General features: G+C 60.2%; 19 protein-coding genes and 1 tRNA gene. 11 read left to right on the top strand and 9 right to left on the bottom strand.

All coding sequences use genetic code 11. The features are described from left to right. Window positions 1-121 precede the first annotated feature (121 nt). Both AC07RO_RS01835 and AC07RO_RS01830 read left to right on the top strand, forming a co-directional pair. A tRNA-Gly gene (locus AC07RO_RS01835) sits at window positions 122-195 on the top strand. Between the two features lie 236 nt (window positions 196-431). After that, on the top strand, window positions 432-1,241 hold the full coding sequence (locus tag AC07RO_RS01830; RefSeq protein WP_495085332.1) for an EAL domain-containing protein: 810 nt from the start codon (window positions 432-434) through the stop codon (window positions 1,239-1,241). A gap of 57 nt (window positions 1,242-1,298) precedes the next feature. On the opposite strand, the gene AC07RO_RS01825 is transcribed toward AC07RO_RS01830, so the two are convergent. The 3 genes from AC07RO_RS01825 to AC07RO_RS01815 all read right to left on the bottom strand — a co-directional run bounded on the left by AC07RO_RS01825 (window position 1,299) and on the right by AC07RO_RS01815 (window position 3,442). Continuing rightward, window positions 1,299-2,069 carry an alpha/beta hydrolase gene (locus tag AC07RO_RS01825; RefSeq protein ID WP_495085134.1) on the bottom strand — a complete coding sequence of 257 codons (771 nt, stop codon included), beginning with the start codon at window positions 2,067-2,069 and terminating at the stop codon, window positions 1,299-1,301. A 442-nt stretch (window positions 2,070-2,511) separates the two neighbouring features. Continuing rightward, window positions 2,512-2,988 carry a PA2171 family ribosome-binding persister protein gene (locus AC07RO_RS01820; RefSeq protein WP_346630758.1) on the bottom strand — a complete coding sequence of 159 codons (477 nt, stop codon included), beginning with the start codon at window positions 2,986-2,988 and terminating at the stop codon, window positions 2,512-2,514. Between the two features lie 256 nt (window positions 2,989-3,244). Further along, a complete protein-coding gene (locus AC07RO_RS01815; protein ID WP_495085133.1) occupies window positions 3,245-3,442 on the bottom strand; it encodes a DUF2188 domain-containing protein in 198 nt (65 codons plus the stop codon). Window positions 3,443-3,655: 213 nt separating this feature from the next. On the opposite strand from AC07RO_RS01815, the gene AC07RO_RS01810 reads away from it, so the two are divergent. Further along, the gene (locus AC07RO_RS01810; RefSeq protein WP_282366286.1) at window positions 3,656-4,687 is read left to right on the top strand and encodes a DUF4917 family protein; all 1,032 of its coding nucleotides are present in this window, start codon (window positions 3,656-3,658) and stop codon (window positions 4,685-4,687) included. A gap of 287 nt (window positions 4,688-4,974) precedes the next feature. Here the strand turns inward: AC07RO_RS01810 and AC07RO_RS01805 are convergent, their stop codons facing one another. After that, complete coding sequence (locus AC07RO_RS01805) at window positions 4,975-5,205, bottom strand: hypothetical protein (RefSeq protein ID WP_192171667.1); 231 nt, start codon at window positions 5,203-5,205, stop codon at window positions 4,975-4,977. Between the two features lie 323 nt (window positions 5,206-5,528). Here AC07RO_RS01805 and AC07RO_RS01800 point away from each other — a divergent pair, with 323 nt between their 5' ends. Next, the gene (locus tag AC07RO_RS01800) at window positions 5,529-6,428 is read left to right on the top strand and encodes a DMT family transporter (protein ID WP_495008652.1); all 900 of its coding nucleotides are present in this window, start codon (window positions 5,529-5,531) and stop codon (window positions 6,426-6,428) included. Here the strand turns inward: AC07RO_RS01800 and AC07RO_RS01795 are convergent. From AC07RO_RS01795 to AC07RO_RS01780, 4 genes are all read right to left on the bottom strand, one after another. Beyond that, window positions 6,425-7,642, bottom strand: a complete 1,218-nt coding sequence (locus tag AC07RO_RS01795) for a class I SAM-dependent methyltransferase (protein WP_495085132.1) — start codon at window positions 7,640-7,642, stop codon at window positions 6,425-6,427. The genes AC07RO_RS01800 and AC07RO_RS01795 overlap by 4 nt on opposite strands. A gap of 123 nt (window positions 7,643-7,765) precedes the next feature. Further along, window positions 7,766-8,383 (bottom strand): TPM domain-containing protein, encoded by a 618-nt coding sequence (locus tag AC07RO_RS01790; protein ID WP_495085131.1) that lies wholly within the window; start codon window positions 8,381-8,383, stop codon window positions 7,766-7,768. A gap of 27 nt (window positions 8,384-8,410) precedes the next feature. Further along, the gene (locus tag AC07RO_RS01785) at window positions 8,411-9,196 is read right to left on the bottom strand and encodes a TPM domain-containing protein (protein WP_495085130.1); all 786 of its coding nucleotides are present in this window, start codon (window positions 9,194-9,196) and stop codon (window positions 8,411-8,413) included. Beyond that, entirely contained in the window at window positions 9,196-9,759 is a 564-nt protein-coding gene (locus AC07RO_RS01780) for a LemA family protein (RefSeq protein WP_420793016.1), read from the bottom strand. The genes AC07RO_RS01785 and AC07RO_RS01780 overlap by 1 nt, the downstream gene beginning before the upstream one ends. A gap of 342 nt (window positions 9,760-10,101) precedes the next feature. Between AC07RO_RS01780 and bglX the strand changes: the two genes are divergently transcribed. The 7 genes from bglX to AC07RO_RS01745 all read left to right on the top strand — a co-directional run bounded on the left by bglX (window position 10,102) and on the right by AC07RO_RS01745 (window position 19,356). Next, window positions 10,102-12,399: a beta-glucosidase BglX gene (gene bglX, locus AC07RO_RS01775; RefSeq protein ID WP_192171673.1), complete on the top strand. Its 2,298-nt coding sequence runs from the start codon at window positions 10,102-10,104 to the stop codon at window positions 12,397-12,399. Window positions 12,400-12,442: 43 nt separating this feature from the next. Beyond that, window positions 12,443-14,206: a sensor histidine kinase gene (locus AC07RO_RS01770; protein WP_495085129.1), complete on the top strand. Its 1,764-nt coding sequence runs from the start codon at window positions 12,443-12,445 to the stop codon at window positions 14,204-14,206. Further along, entirely contained in the window at window positions 14,200-15,546 is a 1,347-nt protein-coding gene (locus tag AC07RO_RS01765) for a sigma-54-dependent transcriptional regulator (RefSeq protein ID WP_495085128.1), read from the top strand. Before AC07RO_RS01770 ends, AC07RO_RS01765 begins: the two co-directional genes overlap by 7 nt. Window positions 15,547-15,766: 220 nt before the next feature. Continuing rightward, the gene (locus AC07RO_RS01760) at window positions 15,767-17,089 is read left to right on the top strand and encodes an MFS transporter (RefSeq protein WP_495085127.1); all 1,323 of its coding nucleotides are present in this window, start codon (window positions 15,767-15,769) and stop codon (window positions 17,087-17,089) included. Between the two features lie 237 nt (window positions 17,090-17,326). Then, entirely contained in the window at window positions 17,327-17,791 is a 465-nt protein-coding gene (locus AC07RO_RS01755) for a hypothetical protein (protein WP_192171677.1), read from the top strand. 406 nt (window positions 17,792-18,197) lie between these two features. Continuing rightward, the gene (locus tag AC07RO_RS01750; protein WP_192171678.1) at window positions 18,198-18,521 is read left to right on the top strand and encodes a hypothetical protein; all 324 of its coding nucleotides are present in this window, start codon (window positions 18,198-18,200) and stop codon (window positions 18,519-18,521) included. A gap of 211 nt (window positions 18,522-18,732) precedes the next feature. Continuing rightward, the gene (locus AC07RO_RS01745; protein WP_192171679.1) at window positions 18,733-19,356 is read left to right on the top strand and encodes a flavin reductase family protein; all 624 of its coding nucleotides are present in this window, start codon (window positions 18,733-18,735) and stop codon (window positions 19,354-19,356) included. On the opposite strand, the gene AC07RO_RS01740 is transcribed toward AC07RO_RS01745, so the two are convergent. After that, on the bottom strand, window positions 19,357-19,596 hold the full coding sequence (locus AC07RO_RS01740; protein WP_346627101.1) for a hypothetical protein: 240 nt from the start codon (window positions 19,594-19,596) through the stop codon (window positions 19,357-19,359). Window positions 19,597-19,676 lie beyond the last annotated feature (80 nt).

The raw sequence follows: 19,676 nt of genomic DNA, 5'->3' as shown, positions 1-19,676 counted from the left end.
TGCCATTGGACGGCGAATCAGGGGTTGGCTAGATGGCATTTGGCAGGTGCGGCATATAACGCTTCAATTAACACGCGGCATCTGGTACAAAGTCAGCCGCTCCAAAGGCGTCAGGTTAAAAGCGGGTATAGTTTAGTGGCAAAACGAAAGCTTCCCAAGCTTTAGTTGAGGGTTCGATTCCCTCTACCCGCTCCATCTCCCCCAGTGTTTCCGGGCTTTTCAGCCGCCCTCCTCGCTCTGAATCAAGCTCGATTCCTGCCTCGTCTTCTAAAAGACCGACTCATACCGCCGCCTTCTCAGGCACCGATTTCGTTACCGTTAATCCCCTGCTGCAAATCCGCATCACAGATTCCGCGCCGACTGCCGATACAGAGAAACCAGTTGCTCAAAATTCATCCATCGAGCGACGAAATCTCAAGGCAGTGACGATCATGCAACATATCCCCTTGGCAACCTTCGAATCCATTGGCTGCGCTGAGTGTCGAAATCTCGAAGGGCTGGGCTTCGACTTCACCATGGCTTTCCAACCTATTTTCAATGTCACCACCGGGGCGCCCTTCGCTTATGAGGCGCTGGTCCGTGGTGTCAATGGCGAGTCCGCTGCGTTTATTTTGGGTCAGGTCAACGACGGCAACCGCTACCGTTTCGATCAGGCGTGTCGGGTCAGGGCCATTGAGCTCGCTACCCAGCTGGGCCTGCCCGCGATTCCAGACTGCAAGCTGAGTATCAATTTCCTGCCCAAAGCGGTGTACCGCGCAGAGACATGCATTCGGGCAACGCTTGAGGCGTCTCGGACGTTCGATTTTCCGGTGGATCGGCTCATGTTCGAAGTCACCGAAGGTGAGCGTGTAGATGATCCAAATCATCTCAAATCCATTTTCGAAGAGTACGAGCGGCAAGGTTTCACCACCGCTATTGATGACTTCGGATCAGGTTATTCCGGCCTCAACATGCTGGCGATGTTTCAACCACAGGTCCTGAAGATCGATATGGCGCTCACCCGTGACATCGATCAGGACGCCGTGCGTCGGGCGATTGTTGAAGGGATTGTGCTGGTTTCGGGGCGGCTGGGAATCACTGTCGTGGCCGAAGGCATCGAGACCTGCGAAGAGCGCGATGCCCTGCTGGATCTGGGCGTCGAGCTGATGCAGGGCTATCTGTTTGCCAAGCCCATGATCGGGCGTTTGCAACCGATGCCGGTGGACCTGATATGCGGACCAGACGTCGTCGACGTGGCCTGATTCACAAGTGAGCCTTGGACGTTGCAAGGGTTGCAGGCCAGTCGTGGGTGCGATGCGTCAATCCGCCGCGTGGGTCGCTGCCTGTTCGATCAACGCGGCCACTTCCTGCGGACGGGACTGGTACACCGAGTGACTGGCGCCGTTGATCTCGATGGTGTGGCTGTTGGCTCGCTTGGCGTACATGCGCTCAAGGTCCGGGTTGATGATCCGGTCTGCCCCGGCCACTGCGTACCAGCTAGGCTTGGTTTTCCACGCAGGCACGCCAGCGGGTGTGGTAAACACTGACGCCGCGGTCGGCTCCTGGGAAATGGCTTCGAATTCAGCCTGAGCCTTGGGCAGGTCAGCCGCGAAGTCCGCCGGATAGAACGCTGGGTCAAGGGACAGGAAGCCGTCAGCGGTTTTCTTCACCGCTTTGGTGGCATTGGGGTACAGCTTGCCGTTCTGTGCTTCGGTTTCACCCTGATCCAGCGCGTGGGCGGCGATGTACACCAGGCCCACGACATGAGCGTCATTGCCGACATCCGTGATGATCGCGCCGCCGTAACTGTGGCCGACCAGAATCGTCGGGCCATCCTGCTGGTCAACGATGCGCTTGACGGCAGTCACGTCATCGGTGAAGGAAGTCAGTGGGTGTTCAGCGATCGAGACGTTGTACCCGTCCTTGCGCAGGATCTCGTAAACCGGCTTCCAGCCCGACCCGTTCACAAAGGCGCCGTGCACCAGCACGATGTTCTTCAACGGTGCCGCCTGAGCCGCACCGGCAACGCCCAGCGCCAGGGCGCCCGCCGTAAAAACGCTTAGCAGTAATGACGCGTTGCTTCTTTTCATGGTGTGCTTCCTCAGTGTGCAGTCATGGTCGGGGGCTCGACCGGGATAGCTAACGCCTGGCCCCGCTCTTCGCTGTGAACCATTGAATGCGCTGCACGTATCTGCAATGTGTCGCTGAAGGCGAGCTTTCAGTCAGCACGTATCAGCAGGGGGTCTGAATACACAGGTATACAAAGCTCCCGTTTTTTGTGGGACTGGCTTTGGCCGGGAAGAGGCAAGTGTGTTCGCCATCAGCTTTGCAGCGTGACGGCTGACGCTTTCCCGGCTAAAGCCGGTCCCACAATGGAGGCCACCGCCAGTCCAGCTGAATGCATGCAATCCAAATGTAGGACCGGCTTCAGCCGGGAAGAGGCAAGTAAGTGCGCTGCACCAGTAAACCGGACTAAAACTTTCACCCACAAAAAAGCCCGGAAAACTCCGGGCTTGTTCATTCCACCAACGCTTACGCCGCAATGCTCGGCGACGACAGGGACTTCTTGTACTCAGCCTTCATCGCTTCCATCTGCGCACCCAGCTCTTCCAGCATCTTCTTGCCCAGCAGCTTTTCAGCCTGCGGGAACATCTCTTCCTCTTCTTCCTCGATGTGGTGTTCCAGCAGCTCTTTGACCACTTTCACACGACCCGAAAATTCCGGGGTGGCAGGGTCAGTTTGCTTGAGGTCCGGCAGCACCAGAGCGTCGACGGTGCGGTGCTCTTCCTTGGCTTCGTAGTACATGATGTCCTGCTCTTTGCCGCCCGCCTCTTTAAACGCCGGATAGAGAATTTCTTCCTCGATCTTGGTATGGATGGTGATTTCCATCTCCAGTTTGGCCAGCAAGTCAGTGCGCTTTTTAACGCCGCGCTCGGTGGACTCGCTCAGTTGGGTCAAGATGGCTTTTACGCGTTCATGGTCGGCTTTCAACAGTTCGATGGCGTTCATGTTGTTTCCTCTGAATCACGGTAGGCGGATCGATCTAAGTGCCGACCCTGCAGGTTCGTGATGAGAGTTGCATCGACCGTGCCGATATAGCGAGATATCGAAAAGCCCGGTGAATCAGGAAGTTAGAAGAACACGGAAAATGCGAAATCGTGCAGTCTGCATGAAACTTCGCAAACGGATAGTGCAGTTCACGAGTTGCTATCCGGCCGATTGAGCTCCGGCAACACCAGAGCTCAAATGGCGACGAGTCGTGTCATTAGTGCGCTTTAGCGGCAGGTGCTAACGCCGTCCGCTCTTGATAGGCCGGCAAGGAGGCTGCATAAGCCATGGCTTCTTCGCGCATGGAGAACGAGCCTAATCGATCACGGTGGGTGCAGACCCGCCAAGGCCCGTTGTTCACGTTAATCACATCGTAACCGTTGAAGTGCGTCTTGCTGAGCATTGCGGTATGCATGGTCATCTCCTCTCATTCAAGAGAGTGTTATGGGTTGTCGGATTAAACCTTACACCCGTCATTCACTCTATAGACGTTACCGAGACCAGCGGCACGCTCCTCAAATTGTTCGAAGCCGGGATGCCGCGTTGACAATGCCGACCTGGGTTTCTATAAGTCCCCTCCGTTCTGGCGTCCGGTCAGTACCTGCTCACCTGAAAGCGAAGCGAGATGATGGAATTCACGGATTTTGATGCCGAACTGGCCGACTGGAACACGCTGCAAGCCGTCAATCCCTGCTCGGGATTGCTGCTGGGCAACGGCGCCAGTCTTGCCGTGTGGAAGAACTTCGCCTACGACTCGCTGTTCGAGCTGGCGCAGACCACGCGCAACAAACCCTTGAGCGCCACCGAGCTGGCGCTGTTCAAATCCATGGAAACGGAGAATTTCGAGCCCGTACTCAGCGGCTTGAAAGTCGCGATGCGGGTCAACGCGGCGCTGACGATTGGTTCGTCATCGCCACGCAACCGCTATTTCGCGATCAAGGAAGCCCTGATTCATGGCATCCGCTCGGCGCATATTCCGTGGCGCCTGATGGAGGCGGCGACTATTGGCAAGATCAGCGAAGCCCTGAGCCCGTACCAGACGGTGTACTCCACCAACTACGACCTGCTGGCATACTGGGCAGCGATGCATGGCGCGCAGCCGTTCGATGATCTGTTCGACGATGACGCTGTGTTCAACCTGCACCGCACCGACAGCCACGCCACGCGCATTTTGTACCTGCATGGCGGCATGCACCTGGTGAAGAACTTCGATGGCACGGCGCGCAAGTTGCTGTCTTCGGAGAGCACGCTGCTGGGCAGTTTCGCGATCAACGCGCTGGAAGATGTGCCGCTGTTTGTCTGTGAGGGCCCTAGCGACGACAAGATGAAGATCATCCGCGGTTCGGACTATCTGTCGTTTTGCCACACCCAACTGGCGCAGCATGAGGGCGCGCTATGCGTCTTCGGCCACTCGCTGGGCAAGCAGGATCGACACATTCTCAACGCCATTCTCCAAGCCCGTCCCAAGCACATCGCCATCTCGGTATTGCCGCGCAGTGACGCCTTCATCCAGCACCAGAAACGCCGCTACAGCGAACTGTTTGAAGGGCAGAACATCGAGCTGACATTCTTCAACGCCACGACCCACCCGTTGGGCGATCCGGCGCTTGCGGTGCCGGTGGCAAGGCTGAAGGAAGCGTTGGAGTTAAAGAAGAGTTGAGGGTTAGCGCTAAAGTTGGCCCGCCGCCGGATACCCCGCCAGATTGTTCACCCAAGAACTGACGACGAACGCTGATCTTGTGGGAGTGAGCTTGCTCACGAATAGGCGGTCACAGGCTGCCAACTTTCAGCGACCATAAGTCAGTCTTCGCGAGCAAGCTCGCTCCCACAAGTGCCGTGCCAGTCGGGCGAGCTTGGGCATCAGGGAAGTACTCCCAGAACAAACCGGACCCTACAGGTCCGGTCTTCCAATTACTCACCGCTTCAAATCTTCCCAGCTGCTGCCCTTTATTCGTTACCTTCCGACAACGACCCCACGACCACTGCCCCACCCTGCGTGTGTTTATTGACGCTGGTGGCGACCGATTCAGTGGTCAGGCGCATGCTGCTGAGAGCGGCGAGTCGGTCGCTGCTTGTCGTGTGCACGACGCTGCCTGACCAGTGAGCCGCCACCGTCGCCATCCATGCGAAAAGGAATACCACGACACCCTGCAACGCCCATTTTTCGATAACCGACACGATGGCTCTCCTGGCTGAATTCGACGGCACCAATTTGACCTTCAAACTGTTGCAGGAACGTTGCATTCAACTTCTGCACCAACATTTGAGTCGATTGAGTGGTAGTCAGGAAAATCCTCGAAAACGGCAGTTCCCCCCTTGACCGATTCCCGGCTGAAGCCGGCCCTACAAAAGCATCGCGGTCGGTTCGTAGGACCGGCTTCAGCCGGGAAGCCTTTGAAGTGTACGGACGATTCCGCACGCATCTGTAAATGGCCCCCATGCCGCCTCTGTGGCTGAATGAGCACGCGTTTCGCACCAACAAGAACAAGGCACGCCCCCTTATGTCCTCTCGTGAAAACACCGGAATGGTCCTCGGACTGATCGGCGTGGTGATCTTCAGCCTGACGCTGCCCATGACCCGCATCGTGGTGCAGGAAATCCATCCTTTGCTCAACGGTCTGGGCCGCGCCCTGTTCGCGGCGGTGCCAGCGGCGGCGTTACTGCTGTGGCGCAGAGAAAAATGGCCTACCCGCGCGCAGTTCAAGGCGCTGATGGTGGTGGCGCTGGGGGTGATCGTCGGTTTCCCGGTGCTGTCAGCCTGGGCCATGAAAACCCTGCCCGCCTCCCACGGCGCGCTGGTCAATGGCCTGCAACCACTGCTGGTCGCCATCTACGCCGCCTGGCTCTCCCACGAGCGCCCGTCGAAAGCCTTCTGGGCCTGCGCCGCCATGGGCAGCGTTCTGGTGCTGGGTTACGCGCTGATCAGCGGGGCCGGCAATCTTCAGGCCGGTGATCTGCTGATGGTCGCCGCGGTGGCGATTGGCGGGCTGGGTTATGCCGAAGGCGGCCGCCTGGCCAAGGAGATGGGCGGCTGGCAGGTGATCTGCTGGGCGCTGGTGATTTCGATCCCGGTGCTGATCGTGCCCGTCAGCTATCTGGCGTGGCAGCATCAGGGCCCGATTTCTCCCGGCACCTGGTGGGCCTTCGGTTACGTGTCGCTGTTCTCGCAATTCATCGGTTTCTTCGCCTGGTACGCCGGACTGGCCATGGGCGGCATCGCGCGGGTCAGTCAGATTCAGCTGGTGCAGCTGTTTTTCACCATGGCCTTCTCGGCGCTGTTTTTCGGTGAGCACATCGACCCGACGACCTGGATCTTCGCCGCCGGTGTCGTTGTCACGCTGGCCATCGGGCGTAAAACGGCGGTGATCGCACCAAAGCCGGTCGCCGCCGCTCGCGTCTAACCCAGCAGGCCATCCGCCTGGAGCAAGCGCTCCAGGCACTGCTCCTGAATGCCGTAGAACACTTTCAGCTCCTGAATCTTTGCCAGCAGCTCGGCAGGGTCCGCCGGGGCGGCGCGCTTGACCGCCAGGATCATCTTGTTCTTGTTGGTGTGCTCCAGCGAAATGAACTCGAAAACCTTGGTTTCATAGCCGCACGCTTCCAGCAGTAATGCTCGCAAGGCATCGGTGACCATTTCGGCCTGCTGGCCCATGTGCAAACCGTATTGCAGCATCGGCTTGAGCAGCGTCGGGCTCTGGATCTGCAGGCGGATCTGTTTGTGGCAGCACGGCGAGCACATGATGATCGAGGCGCCCGAGCGGATACCGGTGTGAATCGCGTAGTCCGTGGCGATGTCGCAGGCGTGCAAGGCGATCATCACGTCCAGCGCGCTGGGCGCCACCGAACGCACGTCACCGCACTTGAACACCAGCCCCGGATGCTCCAGCCGCGCGGCTGCGTTGTTGCACAGCGTGACCATGTCCTCGCGCAGCTCGACGCCGGTGACGTTGCCTTCAGCCTGCAAGGTGTTGCGCAGGTAATCGTGGATGGCGAAAGTCAGATAACCCTTGCCCGAGCCGAAATCCGCGACCGTCACTGGTTTGTCCAGCGTGATCGGCGAGGTCGCCAGCGCGTGGGAAAACACCTCGATGAACTTGTTGATCTGCTTCCACTTGCGTGACATCGCCGGAATCAGCTCGTGCTGCTTGTTGGTCACACCAAGATCGGTCAGGAATGGCCGGCTCAGTTCCAGGTAACGTTTTTTCTCGCGGTCATGCTCGGCGGTCGGGGCTTCGCGCTCCTGCTGGGCCTTGTTGCGGAATAGCGTGCTCTTGCCCTTCTTGCTGAACTCCAGCTGCACTTCATCGGTGAGCGACAGCAGATGAGCGTTCTTGAATGACTCGGGCAGCAGGCTGGCGATCAGCGTCTGCGCCTCGGCAAGGGGGTGATTTTTGGTGATGTCGCGGGTCTTGTAGCGATAGACGAAGGACAGGCACGGCTGATCCTTGACCGTGACGGGTTTGATGATGACCCGCTGCAACTCCGCTTCGCTTCCGACATACTTGGCCAGCACCAGTTTGATCAGCGAATTTTGCGTCAGACAGGTGTCAAGCAGACTCAGGAACTGAGCGCGGTGATCCTGCGCAGGAACGGTGGCGGGTGCGGTAACGGACATCAGAAAGCGCCTCGGGAGCGGAAATGCGAGGCGCTATTTTAGGCGGGTCGAGAGCGGTAGGTGCAATTAAATGACGCGGAGGTCAGCAGAGGCATTCCCCCGCGGAGCGCGGGAACGATCAGATCACTCCAACACCACTAACCGGTTTGGCAACTCGTTGCGCGCCTGGGTCACGGGCACCTGCTCGCTCAGCACCTCGCCGCACGAAGTAATGCACCCCATAAAACCTTCCACAATCCGGCCGTCCTTCACCTGCCGGGTGAAGGTCTCGACCATCGAGCGCCAGACTTCGTTGTCCACGCGCCGGGCGATGCCGTCGTCGACGATGATCTCGACATAACGCTCGGCCTCGCTAACAAAAATCAGCACGCCGGTGCCATTGGCGGTGGCGTGCAGGTTCTGTTCAAGAAACTGCCGACGCGCCAGATTGCCCGCCCGCCAGTGCCGCACGCGAACAGGCACCAGCCGCGTGGTGATGCCCGGCAGCCGGCACACCAGCGCCACCACGATGAACGTGACAACCTGCACCAGCAGCAGATGATTGGCGCTGAGCCAGCCCGTCAGCAGGTTGATCAGCCCCGGTACGAGCAACGCGATGACCCCGGCCCAGATCAGCGGCACGTAGGTGTAGTCGTCAGCGCTGGTGGCCAGCACCGTCACCAGTTCCGCGTCGGTCTGACGCTCGACGGTCTCGATGGCGTGGGCAACCCGCTGTTGTTCGTCTTTATTGAGCAATGTCATGCACGCAAACCCTTTCTGAGCGTTCGACTACCAGCCACCGGAGGCACCGCCCCCGCCAAAACCACCACCGCCACCGCGCATACCGCCCGAGCTCGAACCGCCAGAGCCGCCGGAACCGAAGCCCCCTGAGCCGCCAGAGCCGAAACCGCCAAAGCCGCCGCCACCGGAGCCGATGGACCTGCCACGCCCGGAACGTGCGCTGATGTAACTGATGACCACGAACAGCACCAGAAACAGCAGGGTCACTTTCCAGTCGACGCCTTCGTCCTCGCTTGCCGCCGCGCTGCCGGTGGCGCCGACGGCGGGCTCGGCAAGGGGATCGCCGCCGAGCACCTGGACCATCGCCTCGGCGCCTTTGGTGATACCGCCGACGAAGTCACCCTGACGGAACGCCGGGGTGATGATCTGATTGATGATCACCGACGACTGCGCATCGGTCAGGCGATCTTCCAGGCCGTAACCCACTTCGATGCGCACCTTGCGCTCGTCCCGGGCGACCACCAACAGAGCGCCGTTGTCCTTGCCCTTCTGGCCGATGCCCCAGTGACGACCGAGCTGATAGCCGTAGTCCTCAATGGTCGAGCTCTGCAGGTCTGGCAATGTGACCACCACCACCTGCTCGGTGGTCAGCTCTTCATGGGCGCGCAGCATCTGTTCGAGATGCTCTTTGCTCGGGCCGTCGATCATCCCGGCGGTGTCAACGACGCGCCCGGTCAGCGGCGGAAACGTGAGGTCGGCTTGCGCCCACTGGGCAAATACGCCCACCGACATCGCCAGTAACGCGACCAGCACTCCCCGCCGCGCGCGTCCCATCAGAATTTCACTTGTGGCGCTTTGTCAGCGTCAGCGGCAGTGGCTTCGAAGTTCGGACGCACCGGCAGATCGCTGTACATCACGGTATGCCACAGACGGCCCGGGAAGGTGCGGATCTCGGTGTTGTAACGCTCGACCGCCGTGATGAAGTCGCGACGGGCCACCGCGATACGGTTTTCCGTGCCTTCAAGCTGGGACTGCAGCGCGAGGAAGTTCTGGTTGGATTTGAGGTCCGGATAGCGCTCCGAGACCACCATCAAACGGCTCAATGCGCCGGTCAGCTGACCTTGTGCGTCCTGGAACTGCTTGAGCTTGGCCGGATCGTTCAGCGTACTGGCGTCCACCTGAATCGACGTCGCCTTGGCACGCGCTTCGATGACTGCGGTCAGGGTGTCCTGCTCTTGCTTGGCGTAGCCCTTCACCGTTTCCACCAGGTTGGGGATCAGGTCGGCGCGGCGCTGATACTGGTTCTGCACCTGGGCCCAGGCAGCCTTGACCTGCTCGTCGTAGGTCGGAATGTTGTTGATCCCGCAGCCGGACAACAGGGTCGTCAGCAGCATCATCAACGCCAGTGACAATTTGTAACGACTGCCCCGGCTGTGGTCATAACGCTCTGTTTGCATGGCGTGCGTGCTCCCTGTACTCATCAATAGTTAATCCTGTCAGTCATGACTTTAGCCAAACCGGACGATCCCCGGCATAATCCCGCCCCATCGCGTTGTCGGGGCTCTGGATTGCCGGGCCACAATCAGATAAAACTCGTTGCGCTACTGATGCTCATATGAGGCAGGAGTTCAGCGGCGTTGCCGTCCTGACGACAATAAAAAACCAAAGGTTCGACACCTATAACAACGGCTGACCGGTATTACGTGCGAGTTGCCGGCAACGCCTTGAGAAAACCATTCATGAATAAGCTGTGTTTCCTGAGTCTCGTCATCGGCCTGGTCAGTCAGTCCGCCTGGGCCGAAAACGCCACCACTGGCGTTGGCACCCCCTCCACGCTGCAAGCCAAGAATGCATTCATCGCCAACCTGATGAAGCAAATGACCCTGGAGGAGAAGATCGGTCAACTGCGCCTGATCAGCATCGGCCCGGAGATGCCCAAGCCGGAAATTCTCAAGGAAATCACCGCAGGCCGCATCGGCGGCACGTTCAACTCCGTCGTGCTGCCGGACAACCGCGCCATGCAGGACGCCGCCGGGCACAGCCGCAACAAGATCCCCATGTTCTTCGCCTACGACGTCGTCCACGGCCAGCGCACCGTATTCCCGATCAGCCTGGGTCTCGCGTCGACCTGGGACATGAACGCCATCACCCGCACCGGTCGCGTGTCAGCGATCGAAGCCGCCGCCGACGGCGTGGACATGACCTTTGCACCGATGGTCGACATCACCCGCGACGCGCGCTGGGGCCGCAGCTCCGAAGGCTTCGGCGAGGATACCTATCTGGTGTCGCGCATCTCCGCCACCATGACCCGCGCGTTTCAGGGCACCAGCATGCAGGCGCCCAACAGCATCATGGCGGTGGTCAAACACTTCGCCCTGTATGGCGCGGTCGAGGGCGGTCGCGACTACAACACCGTCGACATGAGCCCGGTGCGCATGCAGCAGGACTACCTGCCGCCCTATCGCGCATCGATTGATGCCGGCGCAGGCGGCGTGATGATCGCGCTCAATTCCATCAACGGCGTGCCTTCCACGTCCAACGCCTGGCTACTGCAGGATGTCTTGCGCAGGGATTGGGGCTTCAAGGGCGTAACCGTCAGCGACCACGGCGCGATCAAGGAATTGATCGACCACGGCGTGGCCAAGGACTTCCGCGAAGCCGCCAAGCTGGCGATCAAGGCCGGCGTCGACCTGAGCATGAACGACAAGGCCTACGGCGAAGAACTGCCGGACCTGGTGAAGAGCGGCGAAGTGTCGGTCAAAGAAGTCGATAACGCCGTGCGTGAAGTGCTCGGCGCCAAGTGGGAAATGGGCCTGTTCGCCAACCCGTACCTGCGCATCGGCGCGGCAGTGGATGACCCGGCCGACCGCAACGCCGAAAACCGTCTGCACCGTGCCGAAGCCCGCGACGTTGCGCGCAAGAGCGTCGTGCTGCTGAAGAACCAGAACGACACCCTGCCGCTGAAGAAGCAAGGCACCATCGCTGTGATCGGTCCGCTGGCCAAGAGCTCGATGGACATGATGGGCAGTTGGTCAGCGGCCGGGCTGGCGCGTCAGACCGTCAACGCCTATGACGGCATTGCGGCGGCGGTCGGCGACAAGGCCAAGCTGGTTTATGCACTGGGCTCCAACATCACCGACAACCAGCACGCCATCACTTACCTGAACAAGATGGACGACCAGATCGCCATCGACCCGCGTCCCGAGCAGGAAATGATCGACGAAGCGGTCAAGGCCGCGCAGCAGGCGGACGTGGTGGTTGCCGTGGTGGGTGAGTCGCGCAACATGTCCCATGAAGCGGCGAGCCGTGTCGACCTGGTAATACCGGGCCGTCAACGGGACCTGATCCGCGCGCTCAAGGCCACGGGCAAACCGCTGGTGCTGGTGCTGATGAATGGCCGGCCGCTGGCGCTGGGTGAAGAAAACGAACTCGCCGACGCCATGGTGGAAAGCTGGTTCCTCGGCACCGAGGGCGGCAATGCCCTGGCTGACGTGCTGTTCGGCGACTACAACCCGTCCGGCAAACTGCCGATGACCTTCCCGCGCTCCGTGGGCCAGGTCCCGGCGTACTACAACCACCTGAACACCGGTCGCCCGTACCGCCCGAACGACTCGAACTACACCTCGAACTACTTCGAAGAGCCGACCAGCCCGCTGTTCCCGTTCGGTTATGGTCTGAGCTACACGCAGTTCAGCGTGTCGGACATCACCCTGTCGATCAACAAGATGACCCGCAAGGACAAGCTGACTGCCAGCGTCATGGTCAAGAACACCGGCAAGGTCGCCGGTGAAACCGTGGTTCAGCTGTACCTGCGCGACGTCGCCGCATCGATCAGCCGCCCGGTCAAAGAGCTGAAGAATTTCCAGAAAGTCATGCTGAACCCCGGGGAAGAGAAATCCGTGAGCTTCACCCTGACCGAAGAAGACCTGAAGTTCTTCAACCCGTCGCTGAAGTACGCGGCCGAGGCGGGCGAGTTCAAGCTGATGATCGGCCTGGATTCGGAGAACGTGAAAGAGACGACGTTCAATTTGCTGTAAGGCAGGAATCCGGGGCGAATGCGCCAGCCACTGAAAGGAGGTCATGCCCATGCCCCGTTCCGTCCGCCTTGTGCTCTATGTGTTGCTGATCTTCGCCGGTACCGTCATTGCGGCGACGCTGGCGATGCATCAGGCTCAGCGGCATGCCCTGGAAGACGACGCTGGCCGCTCTAAAGATCGGCTGGCGCTCTACGCCAACACACTGCAGACCCTGATCGAGCGCTACCGGGCTCTGCCGGCCGTTCTGGCCCTTGATCCTCAACTGCGGACGGCGCTGAGCGGACCGGTCAGCGCCGACACCACCCAGGCGCTCAATCTCAAACTGGAGCAGATCAACGGCGCGGCCCAGTCCTCCACCCTCGAACTGCTTGACCGCAACGGCCTCGCCGTCGGCGCCAGCAACTGGCGTCTGCCGAGCAGCTACGTGGGCCACAACTACGGCTTCCGCCCCTACTTCACGCAAACCCGCGCCACCGGTGTCGGGCGTTTTTATGCCGTCGGCGTGACCAGCGGCATCCCGGGTTACTTCCTGTCGAACGCGGTGCGCGACGAAGCCGGGCAGTTTATCGGGGCGATGGTGGTCAAGCTGGAGTTTCCGGACCTTGAACACACCTGGGCGCAAAACGATGACCTGCTGCTGGTCAGCGACGCCAAGGGCATCGTCTTCATCGCCAATCAACCGGGCTGGCGCTATCGGGCCCTGCGGCCGCTGACCGAGCAGGACCGTGCCGAACTGGCGAGCACGCGTCAGTACGACAAGCAGCCGCTGACGCCCTTGCATCAGGAGCTGCTGCGTACGTTCGGCGAAAACAGCCACCTCAGCCGTGTCGACGCCCCCAACGAGCAGACCGATTTCTTGTGGCATTCAATGCCGCTGCCGACCGAGGGTTGGACCTTGCACCTCCTGCGCAAACCGCAGGCTGCCAGTGAAGACGTGCGCAATGCCGGACTGGCGGCGGCAGGCATCTGGCTGACGCTGGTGTTTCTCGGGCTGTTTCTGTACCAGCGCTGGCGCCTTGGCCGCGTGCGCCAGCGCAGTCGCGAAGAGCTGGAACGCTTGGTCGAGGAACGCACGCGGGACCTGCAAACGGCGCAGGACGGTCTGGTGCAGTCGACCAAGCTGGCGGCTCTCGGCCAGATGTCTGCCGCCCTCGCCCACGAAATCAACCAGCCGCTGACGGCCCAGCGCATGCAACTCGCGACCCTGCGTCTGTTGCTGGAGCATGGCCGTGTTGACGATGCGTACAAGGCGTTGAGCCTGCTGGATCAGCAACTGACCCGCATGGCCGCGCTCACCGGCCACCTGAAAACCTTCGCCCGCAAAAGCCCCAGCGGCCTGCGCGAACGCCTTGATCTGGCCACCGTGGTCGATCAGGCGCTGCTGTTGCTGGACGCACGAATTCGTGAAGAGCGCGTCAGCTGCGTGCTCGACCTGACGCGTCCGGCCTGGGTGCGCGGCGACGCGATCCGGCTGGAACAGGTGCTGATCAACCTGATGCGCAACGCCTTGGACGCGATGGGCGATAAACCGCTCAAGCGTCTGGAAATTCGCATCGACGCGCAGAGCGAGCATTGGTGTGTTTCGGTCATCGACAGTGGCGGCGGAATCGCCGAAGAGCATCTGGCCAACGTCTTCGATCCGTTTTTCACCACCAAACCGGTGGGCGACGGTCTGGGCCTGGGCCTCGCGGTGTCGTTCGCCATCGTGCATGAACTGGGCGGCCGGCTCAGCGCCGAAAACGTCAACAACGGCGCGCGGTTTTTCTTCTGTCTGACCCAGGCCCCGGAGGCCGACGCCCCATGCTGAACTCGGTAATCGTGGTGGATGACGAGGCGCCCATTCGGCAAGCGGTGGAGCAATGGCTCACGCTGTCCGGGTTCGAGGTGCGCCTGTTCAGCCGCGCCGAGGAATGCCTGGCGCAGCTGCCCGAGCACTTTCCCGGCGTGGTCCTCAGCGATGTGCGCATGCCCGGCATGGATGGTTTGCAGTTGCTGGCCGAGTTGCAGCGGCGGGATCGCGACTTGCCAGTGATCCTGCTGACCGGCCACGGCGACGTGCCGATGGCCGTCGATGCCATGCGCGACGGCGCCTATGACTTTCTGGAGAAGCCGTTCACCCCGGAGACCCTGCTCGGCAGTTTGCGCCGGGCATTGGAAAAGCGCGCGCTGGTGCTGGAAAACCGTGCCTTGCATGAGCGGGCGGATAACCGCTCGCGTCTGGATGCAACGCTGCTGGGCATGTCGCCGACGATGCAGACATTGCGGCGGCAGGTCCTGGACCTCTCGCCACTGCCGGTTAACGTATTGATTCGCGGCGAGACCGGCAGCGGCAAGGAAATGGTCGCGCGCTGCCTGCATGACTTCGGCCCGCGAGCGGACAAGCCTTTCGTTGCGGTCAACTGCGCGGCGATCCCTGAGCAGTTGTTTGAAGCCGAGCTGTTCGGCCACGAAAGCGGTGCGTTCACCGGCGCCCAAGGCAAGCGAATCGGCAAACTGGAGTACGCCCACGGCGGCACGGTGTTTCTCGATGAGATCGAGAGCATGCCGCTGGCGCAGCAGGTCAAGCTGCTGCGGGTTATTCAGGAGCGGCGGATCGAACGACTGGGTTCGAACCAGAGCATCGATATTGATGTGCGTATCATTGCCGCGACCAAGCCCGATCTGCTGGACGAAGCCAAGGCCGGGCGTTTCCGCGAGGATCTGGCGTATCGGCTGAACATCGCCGAATTGCGACTGCCACCGCTGCGCGAACGGCGAGAAGACATCCCTATGTTGTTCAGCCATTTCTCGCGGAATGCGGCAGAGCGCCTCGGCCGCAGCGCGCCGGTGTTGAGCGGTGAACAGCTGAGCCATCTGCTCAGCCACGACTGGCCGGGGAATGTGCGCGAACTGGCGAATGCGGCCGAGCGCCAGGTGCTGGGGCTGGACGGTCCCGCCGCAGAGAACATCCCGGTGGGTCAGTCGCTGGTGGCGCAGCAGGAAGCCTTCGAAGCCCATTGCATTCGCTCGGCGTTGCGACGCCATCGAGGCGGTATCAAGGCGGTCATGCACGAACTGCAACTTCCCCGCCGCACGCTGAATGAAAAAATGCAGCGGCATGGGTTGGTGCGCGAGGACTTTCTAGCGGAAGACAGTCCTACAGGATGATCGCGGGGTGTCAGTGGGACCGGCTTCAGCCGGGAAGAGTATTGCGGCGATGAGCGGATTTTCGCTCAGGCATTTCACGCAACAAGCGGATTTCCGCTCATCCACCTCACGCAAAACCCTCTACTCCGGGGCTTTCAGCCTTTGGCACAGCTCCTGCTATCACTGTCGTCAGAACGCCTCGATGCGTTCCTTCTAACAACAATGACCTGCAGGAAATCCCATGGCCATCCCCAATACTGCCTCCCACGGAGCGGCTGCCACGCCAGTCGCCGAGAAAACCACCGGAAGTCGCCTCAAATCCATTTTCAGCGGTTCGGTCGGCAACATGGTCGAGTGGTACGACTGGTACGTCTACGCCGCCTTCTCCCTCTACTTCGCCAAAGTCTTCTTCCCCAAGGGCGACACCACTGCCCAGTTGCTCAACACGGCCGCGATTTTTGCCGTGGGCTTCTTGATGCGCCCCATCGGCGGCTGGCTCATGGGCCTCTACGCAGACCGCAAAGGCCGCAAGGCCGCGCTGATGGCGTCGGTGCTGTTGATGTGTTTCGGTTCGCTGATCATTGCTCTTACCCCTGGTTATGAAACCATCGGCGTCGGCGCCCCGATCATGCTGGTGTTCGCGCGCCTGCTGCAGGGCCTGTCGGTGGGTGGCGAGTACGGCACCTCGGCGACCTATCTCAGCGAGATGGCGACCAAAGAACGCCGGGGCTTCTTCTCCAGCTTTCAGTACGTGACGCTGATCTCCGGCCAGCTCATCGCGCTGGCGGTGCTCATCGTGCTGCAGCAGACGCTGACCACTGAACAACTGCAAACGTGGGGCTGGCGCATCCCGTTTGCCATCGGCGCGTTGTGCGCGGTGGTGGCGCTGTTCCTGCGTCGCGGCATGGAAGAAACCGAGTCGTTCACCCGCAAGAAGGACAAACCCAAAGAAAGCCTGATGCGCACATTGATGCGCCATCCGAAAGAGCTGATGACCGTCGTCGGCCTGACCATGGGCGGCACGCTGGCGTTCTACACCTACACGACCTACATGCAGAAGTACCTGGTGAACACGGTGGGCATGAGCATCACCGACTCGACGACGATTTCTGCCGCGACGCTGTTCCTGTTCATGCTGTTGCAACCGGTGATCGGCGCGCTGTCTGACAAGATCGGCCGCCGCCCGATCCTGATTGCCTTCGGTGTGCTGGGCACCTTGTGTACCGTGCCGATCCTCACCACCCTGCACACCATCCAGAGCTGGTGGGGCGCGTTCTTCCTGATCATGGCCGCGCTGATCATCGTCAGCGGCTATACGTCGATCAACGCGGTGGTGAAAGCCGAACTGTTCCCGACCGAGATCCGCGCCCTGGGCGTCGGCCTGCCGTACGCACTGACGGTGTCGATCTTCGGCGGTACGGCTGAATACATCGCGCTGTGGTTCAAGAGCATTGGCATGGAGACCGGCTATTACTGGTACGTCACGGCCTGCATTGCGGTGTCGCTGCTGGTGTATGTGTTCATGAAGGACACCCGCAAGCACTCGCGGATCGAAACCGACTGACCTGAAACGGAGCTGTCGAGCAGCTTACAGAGGGCGAAAAAAAGGGCAGCTCACTCACATGAGCTGCCCTTTTGCATTCGCAGGCGTGGCTAAGTGCATGAATAACGATCGCTTTTTGCAGTATCAATTTCAGCGATGATCGCTACTAATGCGATTGACTTCTTAATAATTTTGAGGCGAGTAAAGTTCACTCCATACCGAGTTACCTACTAACTAAATCGATCTGGAGCAACTACCATGAAAACTAACAAACTGATCTTCGGCCTCGCTTTCTCCCTTCTTGCAAGCAGCGCCTTTGCACTTCCAGCCGTTGATGCGCACCACGCGGTGAATGCTGCGGTCGTTGCAGAAAACGGCTCGTCCCACACTAATATTGGTCGCGTCGCTGCTGACGGTTCTGACCACGTAGGTGCCAACCGCCTCGCTGCTGATGGTGCTGACCGCGTCGGTGCAAACCGCCAGGCCGCTGATGGCTCGGACCACGTAGGTGCCAACCGCCTCGCTGCTGATGGCGCCGACCGCGTCGGTGCAAACCGCCAGGCCGCTGATGGTTCGGACCACGTAGGTGCCAACCGTCTCGCTGCTGATGGCGCTGACCGCGTCGGTGCAAACCGCCAGGCCGCTGATGGCTCGGACCACGTAGGCGCAAATCGTCTCGCTGCTGATGGCTCGGACCATGTTGGTGCAAATCGCCTGAGCTGATACATCCATGACGTTCTCTCAGCCCGGCTTAATGCCGGGCTTAATTTTTCTGCGTTAAAAACCTGAAACCCTTGGCTTGACTGGGTGCATGGCAGATACCCATCGGAAACGCAGCAGCTTTTCACCCCAATCCTGCTAACGCTCATGCCCAGCCGACCCCCTACCCGGGCGCAGCGCTAGCAAACAAATGAAACCCAAGTCAACAGACAAATTCGCCATCGCGAGCGAAAATTGCCCCATGTCAGCGCAAAAAGTTCTGCAACGCTTTAAAACCGGGCGCTCCAGCCCACTATCATTTTTGGCGATGGTCGTTACCAATACCGTTAACTTCAACTTAATCCGTACGCGCGTAATATTGGCTCCATTCCCAAGTTAACTAATTATTGAACTTACTGGAGCAACACTCATGAAAACTTCAAATATTATTTTTGGTCTTAGTCTGTCCATCCTGGCATCGAGCGCATTCGCTCTGCCTGTTTCCGAACAGCACTCTGCATTTAATGGCACTGTCGTAGCAGAGGGCGGTTCTTCTCACACCAATGCGTCGCACACCGGTTCTTATCGTCAGGCTTCCGATGGTTCTGACCACGTTGGCGCCAATCGTCTTGCCGCCGACGGCGCTGACCGCGTAGGCAACAACCGCCAGGCCGCTGATGGCGCTGATCACATCGGTGCAAACCGCCTGGCCTCTGATGGCGCTGATCGCGTCGGTGCCAACCGCGCCAGCTAATCGGTGTCCGCATCATCCCGCTGCATGTTTATCGCTTCATGTTTCACCTCCTGAACTCCCTTTGTAGCCCGACGCTTGTCGGGCTTTTTTTTGCCCGGGGTTCGGAGGCTGCTGGAATCCTCACCCAATGCCTTGCACTATGTCGGCCTGCATGCCGCACATGCGCATACCTTGGCCGCCTCGCCGGCACACCCTCATTCAGGAACACACCATGTCAGACGATATTCATTTCTACGAACCGTCCAAAGGTCATGGATTGCCCCACGACCCGTTCAACGCCATTGTCGGCCCACGTCCGATCGGCTGGATCTCGTCCCAGGACGGCGAAGGCAAGCTGAACCTGGCGCCCTACAGCTTCTTCAACGCCTTCAACTATGTGCCGCCGATCATCGGGTTCTGCAGCATCGGTCGCAAAGACAGCCTGAACAATATCGAACAGACCGGGGAGTTCGTGTGGAACCTCGCCACGCGCAGCCTAGCCGAGCAGATGAACATGAGTTGCGCGGCAGTGCCGGCGGACGTGAGTGAGTTCGAGCTGGCTGGCCTGACCGCAGAACCATCGCGCATCGTTTCCGTGCCGAGAGTCAAGGAGACGCCGGTTTCGTTCGAATGCAAAGTGACGCAGATCATCCAGCTGCAACGCGCCGACAAGGAAGTCGTGCCGAGCTGGCTGATTCTGGGGGAAGTGGTGGCGGTGCATATCGCCAAGCGGCTGCTGAAGGAAGGTGTGTATGACACCGCAGCCGGCGAGCCCATCCTGCGCGGCGGCGGCCCGGCTGACTATTTCCAGCTGAGCGCGGAGTCGCTGTTCAAAATGTACCGGCCAAACGTCTGATCAATCCTCGGCGAACACCAGTTCGCCCTCTGGCGTGACGTCGGCGAGCCGCTCCAGCTCTTTGACGGCGGCGTTGTCAGCGGCGAGCGCGGTAGGGAATTTCTGTTCGGCGAGCACGCGGTGAAAGGTCGGCGCACCGCCCATGACCCGGGCCTTGACGGCGATTGCGGCACTGTAACCGTCGTCACCGGGGACTGCGGCCGAGACGGCTTCGTGGTGCTGGAATTCTTTGCGTGCCATGGTTCGACGCCTTGCCTGGAAAAATGAAGGCGAGATTTTAAACGCAGGCGTTCGAACACCTGAAAGGTTTTCTTCGCAGG

This window comes from Pseudomonas sp. GW821-FHT07F05, assembly GCF_059418765.1.
This window is presented reverse-complemented; position numbering and strand designations above follow the sequence as displayed.